Origin of the sequence: Vibrio sp. 10N.222.55.C6 (assembly GCF_041473395.1) — a bacterium.
GTDB classification, from domain to species: domain Bacteria; phylum Pseudomonadota; class Gammaproteobacteria; order Enterobacterales; family Vibrionaceae; genus Vibrio; species Vibrio crassostreae_C.
The window spans coordinates 1-294 of the sequence record NZ_JBFRSD010000846.1 but is presented as its reverse complement, the minus strand read 5'-3'; the positions used below and the strand labels follow the sequence as shown (position 1 = coordinate 294).

Annotated in this window: 1 pseudogene; it reads right to left on the bottom strand. The window is 44.2% G+C overall.

Features of this window, described 5'->3' with window-relative positions:
* Positions 1 to 68: 68 nt before the first annotated feature.
* Positions 69 to 294: pseudogene (locus AB4486_RS26490) on the bottom strand (amino acid permease); the annotation flags it as partial.

The following is a 294-nucleotide window of genomic DNA, read 5'->3' as shown; positions in this document are numbered from 1 at the left end:
TCCAACAAATAAAAAGGCACTCACCAAATGCGAGTGCCTTAAGTTTTCGATCAGAGTGTAGGGTAAAGCTAAGCGTTCGCTGGTTCAGGCTTTGCTTCTAGTTTTTTCTCTTCTGGAGATAAGCTTTTCTCGTATTGACCGTACTTCCACCATGCGTAGCCAAGGAAGATCACAATACCACCCACGTTGTAGAAGATGATGGTCATGATGTCAGCACCTGTTGGGAAGGTAGAAGCAAAGAAGCCAACCGTAAAGATAGCGATAAGAATCGATACTGCAGTAATACCGACCGTA